A 16162-nucleotide genomic window follows, 5' to 3' on the forward strand; every position below is an offset into this window, starting at 1 on the left:
TAATTAGCCTAAGATTTTTATTTTCTTCTTACATGCAAAATCGAAAATAAAAACAATCAGCTCGCCATCATCAGCGAGCTTTTTTATTTCCTTCTTTTCAATTTATATATTTTATCATTATTATCAAATATAAGTGATGGTATATAAACAATAGTTGTAACCAGCATAAATATTAAAATACTTAATATATTAAAGTTTGAAAAACTATAAGAATAATGAGATGCAGTAATAGTATTTAAAATAAATATAAATGAAAAATAGGCTACACACATCATTAAATTTTCTTTTATAGCAGTATTACTTACCTTAAACTTTCTAACTTCCATCAAATAAACATTAGCATAAATAAGTATGAACTTAGCGAATATATCTAAATAATATAAAATATTAGGGAATCTATACCCTAAATCAGGGAAAAATATCAACTCTCCAACCGCACAAACTATACTCCAAGAGAAAAATATATTGAACAATTGATACTGCTTAAAAAATAAAATAGCTATACAAATATATGCACAAAATCTACTAAGTCCAATAGGTAAAGAAGTAAAAACATCATAACTCCCCATAGAAACAATAGAGACCTGTTCAAATACTATTTCTAAAATTATTAAACCGCAAATTATTTTTTCAACAATATAACTATAAGGTAATAAATTTCTAGTAAGTCTCGGGCAAAAATATAAAAATATAGCAAAAATTAAAAGTACAATTAAATGTTCCTTTGAAAAAAAGAAGGTATTCTCAACCATATAATTCGCTCCTATTAACAAGTATTTATATAGATTATATTCACAACAACCCAAATAGGTATATAAATTCTTTATATATTAAAGTATATTTTTTATAAAAATAAAATAGAAGTAGTAAATAAAATTACTAGTGTAACAAATTATCCTTAAAATAATAAATTAATAGTATACAGTTTAAGACAATTATAAATTTCATTTTAAGGAAGTGGATAAGTTGAAAAAAGCCAATAATCAAATATGCGCTGATGCAGGTGGGAAATACTGTCCATGTCATCTTGCCTATTCAGGGGATTGTATAAAATGTAGTTTGATACAAGGGTGCAGAACTTGCGACTGTAAGTGGCAAGGGGTATGTATCTATAATCAATTACAACACAGCAAAAACGTATCTGTCAATGAGAGAAAAGAAGTACTATGTCAAATCATTGAAACTAAAGAGGTAGAAAACAATACTTTTTGGATTAAAATACAAGTGCCAAAATATTTAACAAATGATTTATGTAGTCCAGGTGCATATGTATTGCTAAAAAGTAAGGACAAGGATAACCAAATATTTAATACACCTATCTCAGTTATGGATGTAGATTTAGAAAAGGGTATATTAGAAGTTGTTATTAAACCAGTAGGAATAAAAACAAAATCTATTATAAGCTTTGATGAAGTATGGGTAAAAGCACCATATTTCAATGGTATTTTTGGGATAAAAGAGATAAAAACTAATTCACATGCAAACTGTGTAGTAGTTTTAAATGGGCTATCACAAGTTAACTCTATTAACGTAATAAAAAGATTATTAAGAAATCACAATAGAGTAGAAGTATTTATTAACAACAAAGCTAGCGTATTAGATGTAGTTATAGACAAAATAATAAACCTAGGAGTAAATATACAAAGCATAGACTTATATGAAGACAAAGACTTTTTAATCGATTATATAAGAAGAAATAATGTGGAATTTGTTTATAGTGGAGGATCAGCTAGATTTAGTAAATCTATCATGGAGCTTGTAGATAGCGTTGATGAAAATATTAAATTAGCTATCTCAAATAACAATCTAATATGTTGTGGAGAAGGTATTTGTGGTGCATGTGCTATAAATATAAATGGCCAAAAAGTAAAAACATGCAAAGCACAAGTTGATAGTAGAGAATATTTAAAAACTATCTAATTTTTTAGGGGGGAATAAGATGGCAAAAGTAGTTGTTATAGGAGGCGGATGGGCAGGATGTGCAGCTGCCATATCTGCTAAAAAAGCAGGAGCTGATGTTACAATACTGGAAAGAACAGACTTATTATTAGGTCTTGGTAATGTTGGTGGAATAATGAGAAATAATGGAAGATTCACAGCAGCAGAAGAAGCTATAGCACTAGGTGCTAGTGAGTTATTTGAGCTTACAGATAAGTATGCAACGCATACTAATATAGATTTCCCAGGTCATAAACATGCAACTATATATAATGTAACTCAAATAGAAAAACCAGTAAGACAAAGAATACTAGATATGGGTATAGAAGTTAAGTTTTTCGCAAGAGTTGTAGATGCTAAAGTTGAAGATAAAAAGTTAACAACTGTTATTTTAGAAAATGGAGAAAAAATTGAGGCTGATGCTTTTGTTGAAACAACAGGATCTACTGGTCCTATGGGTAACTGTGAAAAGTATGGTAATGGATGTGCAATGTGTGTATTAAGATGTCCTGCCTTTGGTGGAAGAGTTAGTATAACTGAGAAATGTGGAATAGAGGATACTATAGGTAGAAGAAACAATGGAGATAACGGCGCATTTAGTGGTTCTATGAAATTACTAAAAGAATCTTTAAGTGAAGAAATTCAAAATGAATTAAATGAAAAAGGTTGTTCAGTAATTCCACTTCCGCCAGAGTTAAAAAACGAAGAGAAACTAGATATAAAAGTATGTCAACAATATGCATTACCTGCTTTTGCTGACAATATAGTTTTAATTGATACAGGTCATGCAAAACTTATGAGTCCATTTTTTAATTTAGAAAAATTAAGAATGGTACCTGGTTTTGAAAGAGCTATAATAGTTGATCCTTATGCAGGTGGTAAGGGTAACTCTATAAGATACTTGTCAGTAGCTCCAAGGGATAATTATATGAGAGTCAAGGGACTTAGTAATTTATTTGTTGGAGGAGAAAAGTCAGGATTTTATGTAGGTCATACTGAAGCTATATGTACAGGAAGCTTAGCTGGACATAATGCAGCTAGAAGTTGTGTTGGTATGTATTTGCTACAACTCCCTACTAATACATTGATAGGTGACTTTATTGCTTATTCTAATAATGAGATGCAAAAGGATGAAGGAGATAAGTTAAGATTTACTTTTGCAGGAAGTATTTATTTTAATAGAATGAAAGAAATTGGTTTTTATACTACTGACCCTAAGATTGTGGCTGATAGAGTTAAGAAGGCTAGTTTAGAAGGAATTTATAATAAGAAGGTTGTTAAATAAATTTTTAAGAGGACACATATTGTGTCCTCTTTTTTATTATTTTAATTTATTATTGTAACTTCCCATTCCACCACTTAGGTTATAGACTTTATTAAATCCATTTTTAGATAATACCCTTGATGCATTAGAACTTCTCATTCCAGAAGCACAATAAATAACTACTGCTTCATCTTTATATGAAGATATAGTATTTATCTTACAAAGCAAGTCATTTACAGGTATATTCTTAGCTTTTGGTATATGTCCAGATTTAAATTCCACTGGAGTTCTGACATCTAAAATTAGAACTCTCCTATTATCTTTTAATATGCTATCAAGTTTACCTCCGTCAATATTTTCATATTTTTTATTAAATAAATTTGTAAAAAAACTCATAATATAAATCCTCCTGATTATTTTATAGTATTAATAAATAATTATTTTTCATATTAAATTATCTTAATAATTTTAATTTGTATTTTTATTTATATATTACGTAATTAATAATCCTTTCTTAAGATTTAAAATTTACAAACATTATTTTAATTGAAATAAATAAAAGAGTATGTGATAAAGTCACAGAATATAATTTTAAAAAATTGTAATATACTAATATCGGATGGAGATAATTCATCAAATGAAGTTAATGGAGGAAGTGCAATGGTAAAAATACTAAATACTAACGATTTTAATAAGGAAATAGAAAATAAAGAAGTTTCAATAGTTGACTTTTTTGCGACTTGGTGTGGACCATGTAAGATGTTAGCACCTGTATTTGAAGATTTAAGTAATGAAATGGATGGATCGGTAGGATTTTATAAAGTAGATATAGACCAAAGTTTAGAACTAGCACAAAGATATGGAATAAATACAGTACCTACTATGCTTATATCAAAAAATGAAGAAGTAGTAGATCAAATAATAGGATTTGTACCAAAAGAAAATATAAAAGCTAAAATAAATCAACAATTATAATAAAATCGAAATTTAAAGGAGAAATAAGATGACAAGACCATCAGTATATCATAGCCAAGGATACACATGTGCAGAATCGCTAATAAAATCTTACAATGAAGAACATAATACAGATATACCAATGTCAATAGGAAGCGGTATGGGAGTTGGTATGACTGTTGGAAGTATATGCGGGGCTGTAAATGCAGCAGTAGTTATAATAGGATACTTAAAGGGTAGAGATAATCATTTAGATCAAAATGAAGCAAGACAATATTCTAGATCGCTAATGAAAAGTGTTAGAGATAGATACAATACAGAGATATGCGCTAATTTAAAGAAGAATAAAGTTGGTTGTGATGAAATAATAAACTTCACATATGATTCTTTAAATGAAATATTAGAAATCCAAAACTAATATATAAGTTATATTTAATAGTAAAAATTTAAAATAAATTTATATTCAGTTTAAATAAAGTATAGATTTATACTGTAATTATTTTTAGATAATTAGAATATAATTAAAATGAAGGTAAGTTAAAGATTCTATATAGTAGATACATAAAAAATGTATATCTATTATAGAATCTTTTTTATTATAATTGAAAAATTAATTTATGATATATCTTATTATTTTTATGTTCATATATAAAATTAATAAGATAATTTTTTATGACTATTTATATATAATTAATAAATATAATCTTTGTATTGTGGAATAAAACGGTAAAATACCGTATACTCATTATAGATTACAAATAAAAGGTAATTTATTAGACATTCAAAATAGCTTATAAGATATAAATTACATATAAAATTTTAAAGGAAGGGATAAATAATGATTGAAGTAGAAAACTTATGCAAATCATTTACACGAGTTGTAAAAGATGAAAGTAATAAGAAAAAGACAAAATTAAAAAAATAAAACTAAAAAGAAGAGTTTCTAGCAGTAAATGATGTTAGCTTTACTGTAAATAAAGGTGAGATTGTAGGAATACTAGGACCAAATGGAGCGGGAAAAACTACATTACTTAGAATGCTTGGAGGTATTTTAACACCAACTTCAGGTAATATAAAGATAGCAGAATTAGACTACTCTATAGATAAAAATGCTGCAAAAAAAGAAATAGGATATTTATCAGGTAACACAAAATTATACAATCGCCTTTCACCGAGAGAACTTTTAAGAACATTTGCCAGTCTTTATGAAATGCCAAAAGATGAAATAGAAAAATCAATTGAAGAAATCTCGAAAGTAATGAATATGGAAAGTTTTATAGATAATCGTATTGAAAATTTATCAACAGGCCAAACGCAAAGAGCATCAATAGCTCGTTGCTTAGTTCATTCACCTAAGCTTTATATATTTGATGAGCCAACATTAGGGTTAGATGTAATTAGTAGTAAGTCGATAATAGACTTTATGAAATCTGAGAAAGAAAGAGGAAAAACAGTTTTATATTCGACTCACTATATGGAAGAAGCAGAAACTTTATGCGATAAAATAATAATGATTCATCAAGGTGAGATTATAGCATCAGGTACATCAAGTAAGTTAAAAGAAGAATCAAATACAAGTAACTTAAGAGATTTATTTATAAAACTAGCATCAGAAAGAGGTGATCTAGTTGAGGAGTAAAATAGTAAAGCAAATCTTTAAAAAAGAAATGTTAGATATAATAAGAGATAAAAAGACCATATTTATGATGATAATACTTCCTATGATTTTATATCCAGTACTTATGGTAGGTATGTCATCTTTTATGATGATGTCAATGAGTAAAATGCAAGAGGAAGATATAAATATAGCTTTTAGTTCTAAACCAAGTAGTGCCTTAGTTTCTATTCTTGAAAAAGAAAATAAAGATGAAGGTAAGTTAAATATAGTTAAGTCAACAGATAGGGAAAAAGATTTAGAAGAACAAAAAATAGATGCATATGTAGAGATTGAAAATAAGGACAATGCTCAAAATTATAAGATATATGCAAATTCTTCTAAGGAAAATTCAATGAAAGCAACTAGTAGAGTAAAAGAATCTTTAGACGAGTATAAAAGAGATATTGTAGAAAATAAAATACAAGAACAAGGACTTGATGTAGGTAATATTTTAGAGCCACTATCTTATGAAGATGTAGAAGTTGCTAAAGATGAAGAAATAGCAGGTCATATGTTAGGCCAGTTTTTACCAGTTATACTTATAGTTGGTGTTTTACTTGGGGCTATTTATCCTGCAATTGACGTTATGGCCGGGGAAAAGGAAAGAGGTACTTTAGAAACATTATTTACACTTCCTATTACAAACTTAGAATTAGTAATGGGTAAATATCTAGCAGTTTCATTTTGTGCAATATTAACAGCAGTTTTAAATATAGCCTCTATACTTTTAACTATGATATATTTAGTTGCAAGTGCAGGACTTGGAGAGCAAATTGGAATAAGTATGTCTAATATGAATCAGCTAATATTACCAGGAATTATAACTATAATATGTGTAGGGTTATTCTCAATGGTTGTTTCAGCTATAAGTATGTGTGTATGTTCTCTTGCAAAGAGCTTTAAGGATGCACAAAACTATATAACTCCAGTTATGTTATTTGTTATGATACCTTCTTATGTATCTATGATACCAACTATAAAATTAGATAGTTTTACAGCAGCAATTCCAGTTGTAAATATATCTTTACTTATAAAAAGTGTTTTAACATTTAATAGTGATATAAATTTAATAGCAGTAGTATTTATATCAAACTTTGCTTTTGTTATTTTATCAGTATTACTATTGTCTAAAATGTTTAACTCAGAAGAAATATTATTTGGAGGTAGTAAGAGTTTTTCATTTTTAGAAAAGAGAAGTAATATTAAAAAGGGTACTATGCCAAGTGTAAGTGATGGTGCAATATTATATGCAGTAGGATTAGTCCTTCTTATATATTTAGGTACAATTTTACAGATTAAATTTAAAATGGTTGGAATAGGGTTAACTCAGGTTATGATTATAGCCATGCCTTTACTGTTTGCTTTTTATATTAAGACTGATTTTAAAAAGACTTTTAGTTTAAAAGTGCCAAGTATAAAACATATTTTAGGTGGGATTGTACTTTGGGCTGGAGTATATATACTTATGAGTCTTATAATTCAGGTTATACTTTATTTCTTCCCTCAAAATATGGAGGTAGTTGAGGCCTTAAATGAGACTATAATTATTAAAGATAATCTTTTATTAAACTTATTTGTAGTAGCTATTATGCCTGCGATATGTGAGGAGATGTTCTTTAGAGGATTTATATATACTTCTTTTAAAGGGAAAAATAGCTATAAGGCAGCTATAATATGTAGTGGTATCTTATTTGGATTTATGCATATGGACTTTATAAGAATAATACCTACAAGTATGTTAGGGATTTCATTTGCTTATTGTGTGTATAAATCAGGGTCTATATTTATACCTATGATACTACATTTTATTAATAATGCTTTATCAGTAGTTGTAAGTCATTATCAATATAGTAAAGGTATTAAAGCTGTAGAAACAAGCTTTGACGGATTTAATATGGAATATATTGCCTTACTATGTTTAAGTGCAGTACTTATAGCTATAGGAGTATGGCTTTTAAGAAAAAGTAAGAATTCAAAAGAAGAAGTAAAAAACATTTAATAAATTATGAAAGTATATTTATTAATAATAAAATTGATTTATTGTGCTAAAAATTAAAATAATTATCTATTAGAAAAGGCAGGTCTTATGACCTGTCTTTTTTTAAATAAAAAATAATTTTATAGCATAACGAATAATAGTATATTTTGGAGTAGATACTAAAATATATATTAATATATTATATGGAGGGACAAAATGAAAAAATTTCTCGTATTGACACTTTCTTTTTTTCTGATTTTCACAAACATATCATTTGCTGAACAAAAAGATATAACAAAAACTATTAAAGATGTAACCATGGTTAATGATAGAATATCTATTATGATTAAAAAAATAACAGGTGATGATCCTCTTGATATAGATGATTTTAAAAAAGAGATAAAATTTTGTGAATCTATATTAGGAGAAAACTCAAAAAAAATGACTTCATTGTACTCAAATGAATCTGATATTGAGTTAAAAAGATCATATTCTTCATTATTGTATATTATGTCTTTATACGAGTTAAGTTTATCTAGTATGGTTGTTTATATTAATGATGATAGTAAAACAGATTACTTTATTGATACATGCTCAAGTTATAGTGGTGCAAATATCGCATTAAAAACTATTACATCAATATATAACTAATATAAATAAAAGTTGTCTGTTTTTAATAGATGGCTTTTTTTATTTTATATATTTATAAACATAATAATTGGAGGAATACTACCATTTGTAAAAAGACATATGAAAATTATAATTTGGGTTGAAAGAATTGTTATAGGACTTGCATTAGCAACTATATTTGGTATGTTATTTATTAGATGAGTTATATAAAAATATATAATATATATTAAAAAAAAATTAAACATATATTTTCCCGTTATTTAATAATATTAAAGAATAGATAAAATACAAAAAATTCGAGGCCTTGTACTTTATCTATAATAAATACTTAAATTAAATAATAGGGGGGGGGAGAGTATGAAAAATTTAATCAACAAGTGGAACAAAATAAGTTTAGTTAAAAGAATAATAGTAGGCTTAATTATTGGGATTGTTTTAGCTTTGGCAATTCCTAATACTGCAAAGCCAATCGTTATTTTTGGTTCATTGTTTGTAGGTGCACTAAAGGCAGTTGCTCCGATGCTGGTATTTTTCTTAGTAATAGCGGCTATTTCTTCTCATAAAAGTGGTCAGCAAACAAACATGAAATCAATTATTTTACTTTACCTTTTAGGTACATTTTTAGCAGGGTTTGTGGCTGTTATTGTAAGTTTTATATTCCCAATTACATTAACATTTGGTTCAGGTGTTAATGATGTAACTCCACCGGGAGGGGTAGTAGAAGTATTAAAGGCACTACTTATGAATATTGTCGATAATCCAGTTAAGGCACTTTTTAATGCTAACTATATAGGAATATTATCTTGGGCAATAATTCTTGGTGTTGCACTTAAGAAAGCATCAAGTTCTACTAAAACAATGATAAGTAATGTTTCTGACGCATTATCACAAGTGGTAAAATGGATAATTAATTTTGCACCATTTGGAATTATGGGTCTTGTATTTGATACTATATCTGCAAAGGGAATAGAGTCATTAATTAGTTATGGACAGTTAATTGTTTTATTAGTTGGATGTATGGCATTTGTTGCTCTTGTGGTTAATCCACTGATCGTTTATATTGGTATTCGTGAAAATCCATATCCACTTGTATTCAAGTGTTTAAAAGATAGTGGTATTACAGCATTTTTTACACGTAGTTCAGCTGCAAATATACCTGTAAATATGGGTTTATGTAAGGAGTTAAATTTAAATAAAGATACTTACTCAGTTTCAATTCCATTAGGTGCAACTATAAATATGGGTGGCGCTGCAGTTACAATTTCAATATTAACACTTGCAGCGGTTCATACACTTGGTATTGAAGTAAATATAGGTATGGCACTATTACTTAGTTTATTATCAGCAGTAAGTGCTTGTGGCGCATCAGGTGTAGCAGGAGGTTCATTATTATTAGTACCACTTGCATGTAGTTTATTTGGTATTCCAAATGATGTAGCTATGCAGGTAGTAGGAGTAGGTTTTATAGTTGGAGTTATACAAGATTCTTGTGAAACAGCACTTAATTCATCAACAGATGTACTTTTTACAGCAGTAGCAGAGTTTTCAAAGGCTCGTAAAGAAAAAATAAAAAATAAATAATTTTTTTAATAAAAAATTCAAGGAATAAATTATCCTTGAATTTCTTATTTTTACTTAAAAGTAACTTGTTTATAGGTATATATCCGATAATTCTAAATTTGCATTATACAAGGAATTAGAGTTACCGTATTCTTTTATATTTTTATCTAATGTAAATATAGGTAAATCAACTATAAACTCTGTTCCCTCATTTAACTTAGATTTCACAGTAATAGTTCCATTATGTGACTTTACAAAGGAATCAACTATTGCTAAGCCTATACCACTACCTTCATTTTTCCTAGTTAGACTAGTATCTATTTGTGAAAATCTTTTAAATATTTTACTTAAATTTTTCTCTGAAATTCCGATTCCTTTATCTGCTACAATTATTTTTAATCTATTCTTATCCTTAATAAGATTTATATTTATATCTTCATTAGATTTTGAGAATTTAATAGCATTTGATATTAAATTAAGAACAACTCTTTCGATTTTATCTATATCAACTGCCATATTAATAACTTCATCATTTGTATCAAAAACTAGATGTAAATTTTTAGAACTTGCAAGTGGAGAAGTTGATATAACAAGGTTTTCTATTAAATTAACTATATTTATATTTTCTAATTTTAAATTTAATTCACCATATTCATATTTGTCTATGTCAATTAAGTTATTTGTAATCCTTAATAGTCTATTGCAATTATTATCTATAATATCAAATGTACTTTCAGTGAGTTCCTTAGAATTTTTAGACTTATACCTTAATAGTTGAACTGAAGATATAATTACATTTAAAGGAGTTCTTAATTCGTGGCTAACATTTGATATTAAGTGAGACTTAAACTTATTTAGATTTTTAGATTCTTTTAATACATTTTTTAATGCATTTTCGTATTTTTGTTTATGTATAATATAGCATATCATGAAAAGAATTAGTATAAATATACAAATTCCAATAAGTATAACTTTATTCATAATACCTTCATGTCTAAACATAATATCTTTAAAACTATTTAATATATATGAACCTTTTGGAAGTTGACTTTTATTAATATTAAATTTTTTTAGTGCATTTATTTCAAATACATGAACACTAATTTGTGATTGATTAACATCAATAGATTTATTAGGTTTATTTTCAACTATATAATCTACTATTTTAGTGGAAGCTTGAATATTCATATAATCACTCATAACTTTTCCGCCAACTGCTCCATTTTCTATACCAAAACCAGTTACACTATATACAGGTATATCTTTACATAATGAATTTAGAAGTGCTGTAAAATCAGATATATTTAAAAATGAATCATTAAAATCGCCTGGAGCAACTTTTATGATAGCATCATTTTCATTAAAACTTGATACAATATTACTAAAATCTTTTAAACTCATAGTACTTGTTTCAATAATGTTAATATTTACACCCATATTCATGTACTTATTTTTAATATCTATTATATTTTCATCATTAAGATCTTTTTTAGAATTACTTATAATATGTATATTCTTAACGTTTTTATGATTTTCAATTACTAAATCTATATTTGGTTTTAATAAATCAGATGATCTAATTCCTGAAACAAGATTGTATTTTAATGCCTTATTTTCAAGATTTTTATCTCTTATACCGAAAAATACTATAGGTATATCTTTAAATGTATCTTCCTTAAATTTTAAGATAAATTCTAATGCTCTATCTCCGTTTACAACTATTGAATCGTATTTATTATAATCTATAGTATACATGCGTAGAGTATTATATATTTTCTCTTCACTGTTGATATCAGTTATTCTATCAGAAGGTATAGAAATGGATCTAACTTCAAATTCATTACCTAAAACTTTAGATAATTCTCCTTTTTGTTTGCTAGATAATCCATTAAAAACATTATTATAAGATTGAAAGTATAATATTTTTCTTTTATTAATTTTTGAGGTTGTACCTACATCACTAGATACTCCCGATATCATAATAATAGATATTAAAAATATCATTGATATTACTTTTTTCATGTATAATTCTCTCCATTATTTTATGTTTAAAATTTAGTTTCATTTTATTCTATCATAATAATAACTTGCAAATATCTATAACAGTACAACAAATAATTACATTAAATATATTAATTCGACTTCATAAAAAATCTGTTAATAACTTTTTTATACAAGGTAAAACTATAAAATATATATACTGATACTCATTGTCAATATATAACTAAAATATAGCTTTTATGAAGGATTATAATTATAACTTTCAATTATAATTATAAAAATTAGTATAATATAGTAAAATAAAATTGAATAAAATTTGCAATAGATAGTCTACTTAAGGAGTTTTAAAATGATTGAAATGGCAATATTTGCAGATGAGCCAACAGGAAATTTAGATAGTAAAACTACTGATGAGGTAATGGATTTATTAAAAGAGTGTGTTAAAAGTTTTGGACAAACTTTAGTTATGATAACTCATAATAATGAAATAGCATCTATGTCTGATAGAATTATAAAAATACAAGATGGAAGAGTATGTTAATATAATTAGAATAATTTAAGGAGAAAATCATGATAACAGTATAATTTTTATAAAGGGACTTGATGAAGTAGAAACAACTAAAGAAATAGTTAATAAATTACTAGAAATAAAGAGTAATTTGATAGAAAATAATAGTTTGATAAACGTTGAAAACGCTTATTTGGACTGTTACAATGTTTTTATGAAAGTAATTATCTTATATATTTATATCATCATAAAATATAAGGGGGATAAGTTTTATGAGTAAAAAATATGTAGCTGAGCCATTTAAGATAAAAATGGTAGAACCGATTAAAATGACTACTAGAGAAGAAAGAATAGAAAAAATCAAAGAAGCAAATTATAATTTATTTGCACTAAAGGCAGAAGACGTATATATAGATTTATTAACGGATAGTGGTACAGGAGCTATGAGTTCAACTCAATGGGCTGGAATTATGCTAGGAGATGAATCATATTCGGGAGCTAGTAGTTATTTTAATTTATTAGATTCTGCAAAGGACATATTTGGATATAAATACATACAACCAGTTCATCAAGGTAGAGCAGCAGAAAAAGTAGTTATGCCTTTATTATTAAGTGAAGGAAAAATTGCAATATCTAATATGCACTTTGATACAACAAGAGCACACGTTGAGCTTACAGGAGCTAAAGCTATAGATTGTGTAGTAGAAGAAGCACTAGACACTACTACTTATGCACCATTTAAAGGTAATATGGATGTAGAAAGAATGAAAGAACTTATAAATGAATATAAGAGCGAAAATGTTGGTGCAATAATAATGACAATAACAAACAATACAGCAGGTGGGCAACCAGTTTCTATGGAAAATATGAGAGAGGTATATAAGGTTGCTAAAGAAAGTAATATAACAGTAATAATAGATGCAGCTAGATTTGCAGAAAATGCTTATTTTATAAAAACTAGAGAAGATGGATATAAAGATAAAACAATAAAAGAAATAGTTAGAGAAATGTTTAGCTATGGAGATGTATTTACTATGAGTTCTAAAAAGGATGCAATAGTAAATATAGGTGGACTTATAGGAATAAGAGATGAAGAAGAATTCTATAATGCTGTAAAAAGTAGAACAATATCATTTGAAGGATTTGTATCTTATGGAGGGCTTTCTGGACGTGATTTAGAAGCTTTAGCAATAGGCCTAAATGAAGGTATAAACTTTGATTATTTAAATTATAGAATAGGTCAAATGGAATACATTGGCTCTCGTCTTGAAGAAGAAAATATATCATTCCAATATCCAGTTGGAGGTCATGCAGTATTTGTTGATGCTAAAAAACTTCTTCCACAAATACCATATTATGAGTTCCCAGCTCAATCTTTAGCCATAGAGTTATATATAGAAGCAGGTATAAGAAGTTGTGATATAGGTTCATATATGCTAGATAATGACCCAGTAACAGGAGAGCAAAGAGAAGCTGAATTGGAATTTACAAGACTTGCTATACCAAGAAGAGTTTATACTCAAGCTCATTTAGATGTAGTTGTAGATGCATTAGTATCTATAAAAGAAAGAGCACATGAAATAAAAGGATATGAAATAACTTGGCAACCAAAAGTACTTCGTCACTTCACATCAAAACTTAAACCAATAGATAAATAAGAATAATAAGGGTTCGTCTTAGAATATAGCTTAATTATAAACTTTAAAATTAGTATATTTTAAGACGCCCTTTTTATAATGTATAAGAAATAATTCATACCTATCTTAATTAATAAAACAATTCTTAAATGACACCTTAAAAATTCTTAAAATTCAGAATAAAAAATGAAAGAGGTGAATCTATGTCTAATAAAAATATTGCGAAAGAGGAAAGTCGTGATACCTTTAGTTCAAAAGTAGGATTTATACTTGCATGTATAGGTTCTGCAGTTGGTATGGGAAATATTTGGATGTTTCCATACAGAACAGGACAATTTGGAGGAGCTGCATTTTTAATACCATACTTATTATTTGTAGGAATATTAGGATACACAGGACTTATAGGAGAGTTTTCATTTGGTCGTATGACTCAAACTGGACCAATTGGATCTTTTGAAAAAGCTATGGAGATGAAAAATAAGAATAAAAAAATTGGTACAGTACTAGGTATTATACCAGTAATAGGAGCATTAGGAATAGCAACTGGATATGCAGTAGTTGTTGGATGGTTTATAAAATTCTTATTTGGAGCACTTAATGGTTCTATGCTAGCAGCACCTGATTCTGGAGCATATTTTGGAGAAATAGCAGGTTCTTTTGGAAGTGTAGGATGGCATTTAGCAGGTATTACTATAACATCATTAATTTTAATACTTGGAGTATCAAATGGAATTGAAAAAGTTAATAAGGTTATGATGCCAATATTTTTTATATTATTCTTAGTTATACTTGTGAGAGTTGTAAGTTTAGAAGGAGCTATAGAAGGAATAAAATATATGCTAATTCCTAGATGGGAGTTTATATCTAATCCAAAAACATGGATTTATGCTCTAGGTCAGGCATTTTTTTCCCTATCACTTGCTGGTTCTGGTATGGTTGTATACGGAAGTTATTTAAAGCGAGATATAGATGTTCCAAGTTGTGCTAGAAATACAGCGATATTTGATACTCTTTCTGCATTAATTGCAGGGTTAATTATAATACCAGCAGTATTTGCATTTAATCTTGACCCAACAGCAGGTCCTCCACTTTTATTTATAACACTACCAATGGTATTTAAACAAATGCCAGCAGGAAACTTATTTGCAATACTTTTCTTTATATCAGTTTTATTTGCATCTATAACATCTCTTATGAACTTATTAGAAGTTCCTATAGAAGCATTACAAAATAAATTTAAGTTAAGTAGAAAGGTATCAGTAATATCAGTATGTTCAGTTGCCTTTTTTGTAGGGTTATTTGTTGAAAACGGAGATGTTTTAGGTACTTGGATGGACGTATTATCTATATATGTAATTCCTGTAGGAGCACTACTTGCAGGAATAATGTTTTTCTGGGTTGTAGGAACAAAAATAGCAAGATCAGAGGTAGAAAGTGGTATTTCGAAGCCTCTTGGAAAATGGTTTGAGCCTATGACTAAGTATGTGTTTGTTACACTTACAATAGTAGTTATAATAGGCGGAATTATCTTTGGTGGGATAGGATAAAATTTAAATTATTTAAATATTTAAGGGCAGCTTTTAAAGTTGCTCTTTTTGTATGTAAAAATTATATAAAAATAACTTTACATATTTCATAAAATAAATTATTATATACATAGATTTACTATACATAGTAAATCTATGTATATAAGGAGGGCTTATGAAAATAAATAAAGAGTTGCTAAAAGGAAGTACAACAATATTAATTTTAAGTTTATTAAAAAGAAAGCATATGTATGGATATGAAATTATTAAAGAGATAGAGTTAAGATCTAGTGGAGTTTTCAACTTTAAAGAAGGAACGTTATATCCAATACTACACACATTAGAAAGCAATGAAATGGTAGAGTCTTTCTGGAGTGAGGGAGAAAGTGCTAGAAAGAGAAAGTACTACAAAATAACAGATAAAGGGAATAAACAACTTAAGGAAAAAGAAGATGAATGGAAGCTATTTACTAACACTGTAAATACAATATTACTGGAGGATTAAAATA

General features: G+C 27.4%; 13 protein-coding genes and 2 pseudogenes. 12 read left to right on the forward strand and 3 right to left on the reverse strand.

Annotated features, from left to right (window positions below; all coding sequences use genetic code 11):
• Positions 1-83: 83 nt before the first annotated feature.
• Positions 84-752 carry a TMEM164 family acyltransferase gene (locus tag BN899_RS01950; protein WP_042272183.1) on the reverse strand — a complete coding sequence of 223 codons (669 nt, stop codon included), beginning with the start codon at positions 750-752 and terminating at the stop codon, positions 84-86.
• A 205-nt stretch (positions 753-957) separates the two neighbouring features.
• Between BN899_RS01950 and BN899_RS01955 the strand changes: the two genes are divergently transcribed.
• Positions 958-1920 carry a 2Fe-2S iron-sulfur cluster-binding protein gene (locus BN899_RS01955; protein WP_242824045.1) on the forward strand — a complete coding sequence of 321 codons (963 nt, stop codon included), beginning with the start codon at positions 958-960 and terminating at the stop codon, positions 1918-1920.
• Positions 1921-1939: 19 nt separating this feature from the next.
• On the forward strand, positions 1940-3223 hold the full coding sequence (locus BN899_RS01960; protein ID WP_042272189.1) for an FAD-dependent oxidoreductase: 1284 nt from the start codon (positions 1940-1942) through the stop codon (positions 3221-3223).
• A 36-nt stretch (positions 3224-3259) separates the two neighbouring features.
• Here BN899_RS01960 and BN899_RS01965 read toward each other — a convergent pair whose 3' ends face one another.
• The gene (locus BN899_RS01965) at positions 3260-3598 is read right to left on the reverse strand and encodes a rhodanese-like domain-containing protein (RefSeq protein WP_042272192.1); all 339 of its coding nucleotides are present in this window, start codon (positions 3596-3598) and stop codon (positions 3260-3262) included.
• Positions 3599-3769: 171 nt separating this feature from the next.
• Here BN899_RS01965 and trxA point away from each other — a divergent pair, with 171 nt between their 5' ends.
• The 6 genes and pseudogenes from trxA to sstT all read left to right on the forward strand — a co-directional run bounded on the left by trxA (position 3770) and on the right by sstT (position 10002).
• Positions 3770-4177, forward strand: coding sequence for a thioredoxin (gene trxA / locus BN899_RS01970; RefSeq protein WP_330362418.1), 408 nt, complete (start codon positions 3770-3772; stop codon positions 4175-4177).
• A gap of 28 nt (positions 4178-4205) precedes the next feature.
• The gene (locus tag BN899_RS01975) at positions 4206-4574 is read left to right on the forward strand and encodes a C-GCAxxG-C-C family (seleno)protein (RefSeq protein ID WP_042272195.1); all 369 of its coding nucleotides are present in this window, start codon (positions 4206-4208) and stop codon (positions 4572-4574) included.
• A 543-nt stretch (positions 4575-5117) separates the two neighbouring features.
• Positions 5118-5795: pseudogene (locus BN899_RS01980) on the forward strand (ABC transporter ATP-binding protein); the annotation flags it as partial.
• Positions 5785-7812 (forward strand): ABC transporter permease subunit/CPBP intramembrane protease, encoded by a 2028-nt coding sequence (locus tag BN899_RS01985; protein ID WP_042272198.1) that lies wholly within the window; start codon positions 5785-5787, stop codon positions 7810-7812. The pseudogene BN899_RS01980 and the gene BN899_RS01985, both read left to right, overlap by 11 nt.
• A 195-nt stretch (positions 7813-8007) precedes the next feature.
• Positions 8008-8442: a hypothetical protein gene (locus tag BN899_RS01990; RefSeq protein WP_042272201.1), complete on the forward strand. Its 435-nt coding sequence runs from the start codon at positions 8008-8010 to the stop codon at positions 8440-8442.
• Positions 8443-8778: 336 nt separating this feature from the next.
• Positions 8779-10002: a serine/threonine transporter SstT gene (gene sstT / locus BN899_RS01995; RefSeq protein ID WP_042272204.1), complete on the forward strand. Its 1224-nt coding sequence runs from the start codon at positions 8779-8781 to the stop codon at positions 10000-10002.
• 69 nt (positions 10003-10071) lie between these two features.
• Here sstT and BN899_RS02000 read toward each other — a convergent pair whose 3' ends face one another.
• Positions 10072-12003 carry a sensor histidine kinase gene (locus BN899_RS02000; RefSeq protein WP_052356500.1) on the reverse strand — a complete coding sequence of 644 codons (1932 nt, stop codon included), beginning with the start codon at positions 12001-12003 and terminating at the stop codon, positions 10072-10074.
• Positions 12004-12346: 343 nt separating this feature from the next.
• On the opposite strand from BN899_RS02000, the pseudogene BN899_RS02005 reads away from it, so the two are divergent.
• The 4 genes and pseudogenes from BN899_RS02005 to BN899_RS02020 all read left to right on the forward strand — a co-directional run.
• A pseudogene (locus tag BN899_RS02005) lies at positions 12347-12523 on the forward strand (ABC transporter ATP-binding protein); the annotation flags it as partial.
• 239 nt (positions 12524-12762) lie between these two features.
• Positions 12763-14148 carry a tryptophanase gene (locus BN899_RS02010; RefSeq protein WP_042272211.1) on the forward strand — a complete coding sequence of 462 codons (1386 nt, stop codon included), beginning with the start codon at positions 12763-12765 and terminating at the stop codon, positions 14146-14148.
• Positions 14149-14330: 182 nt separating this feature from the next.
• Positions 14331-15674 carry a sodium-dependent transporter gene (locus BN899_RS02015; protein WP_042272214.1) on the forward strand — a complete coding sequence of 448 codons (1344 nt, stop codon included), beginning with the start codon at positions 14331-14333 and terminating at the stop codon, positions 15672-15674.
• Positions 15675-15828: 154 nt separating this feature from the next.
• Positions 15829-16158: a PadR family transcriptional regulator gene (locus BN899_RS02020; protein WP_042272217.1), complete on the forward strand. Its 330-nt coding sequence runs from the start codon at positions 15829-15831 to the stop codon at positions 16156-16158.
• Positions 16159-16162 lie beyond the last annotated feature (4 nt).

The organism is Faecalimicrobium dakarense (assembly GCF_000499525.1).
In the GTDB taxonomy this organism is placed as follows: domain Bacteria; phylum Bacillota; class Clostridia; order Peptostreptococcales; family Peptostreptococcaceae; genus Faecalimicrobium; species Faecalimicrobium dakarense.

Excerpts from the sequence above, each read along its gene's own strand:
- BN899_RS01950 (WP_042272183.1), bottom strand. The coding sequence starts at position 752 with ATGGTTGAGAATACCTTCTTTTTTTCAAAGGAACATTTAATTGTACTT.
- BN899_RS01960 (WP_042272189.1), top strand. The coding sequence starts at position 1,940 with ATGGCAAAAGTAGTTGTTATAGGAGGCGGATGGGCAGGATGTGCAGCT.
- BN899_RS01965 (WP_042272192.1), bottom strand. The coding sequence starts at position 3,598 with ATGAGTTTTTTTACAAATTTATTTAATAAAAAATATGAAAATATTGAC.
- BN899_RS01975 (WP_042272195.1), top strand. The coding sequence starts at position 4,206 with ATGACAAGACCATCAGTATATCATAGCCAAGGATACACATGTGCAGAA.
- BN899_RS01990 (WP_042272201.1), top strand. The coding sequence starts at position 8,008 with ATGAAAAAATTTCTCGTATTGACACTTTCTTTTTTTCTGATTTTCACA.
- sstT (WP_042272204.1), top strand. The coding sequence starts at position 8,779 with ATGAAAAATTTAATCAACAAGTGGAACAAAATAAGTTTAGTTAAAAGA.
- BN899_RS02000 (WP_052356500.1), bottom strand. The coding sequence starts at position 12,003 with ATGAAAAAAGTAATATCAATGATATTTTTAATATCTATTATTATGATA.
- BN899_RS02010 (WP_042272211.1), top strand. The coding sequence starts at position 12,763 with ATGAGTAAAAAATATGTAGCTGAGCCATTTAAGATAAAAATGGTAGAA.
- BN899_RS02015 (WP_042272214.1), top strand. The coding sequence starts at position 14,331 with ATGTCTAATAAAAATATTGCGAAAGAGGAAAGTCGTGATACCTTTAGT.
- BN899_RS02020 (WP_042272217.1), top strand. The coding sequence starts at position 15,829 with ATGAAAATAAATAAAGAGTTGCTAAAAGGAAGTACAACAATATTAATT.